This window comes from Mycobacterium intermedium (assembly GCF_002086275.1).
In the GTDB taxonomy this organism is placed as follows: Bacteria; Actinomycetota; Actinomycetes; order Mycobacteriales; family Mycobacteriaceae; genus Mycobacterium; species Mycobacterium intermedium.
Genome location: NZ_MVHT01000370.1, coordinates 1 through 248 on the forward strand (window position 1 = coordinate 1; position 248 = coordinate 248).

The 248-nt window shown below is 66.5% G+C and carries 1 pseudogene; it reads left to right on the forward strand.

Annotated elements, in window-relative coordinates:
• Positions 1-248 (forward strand): annotated as a pseudogene (locus BST27_RS31065) (AMP-binding protein); the annotation flags it as partial.

Below are 248 nucleotides of genomic sequence, written 5' to 3' on the forward strand. Positions count from 1 at the left end.
CTGCAACGCTGGGAGCGGGTACTTCAGGCGATGGTCGCCGATGCGGGGCAGCGGTTGTCGGCGATCGATGTGCTGGACCCAGCCGAACGTGTGCGGCTCGATGAGTTAAGTAATCGGGCGGTGTTGACGGGGCCGCCGGCAGGGGCTGCGATCCCGGTGTTGTTCGCGGGTCAGGTGGCCCGCACGCCGGATGCGGTGGCGGTGACTTTCGAGGGATCGTCGTTGTCGTATCGGGAGCTGGATGAGGC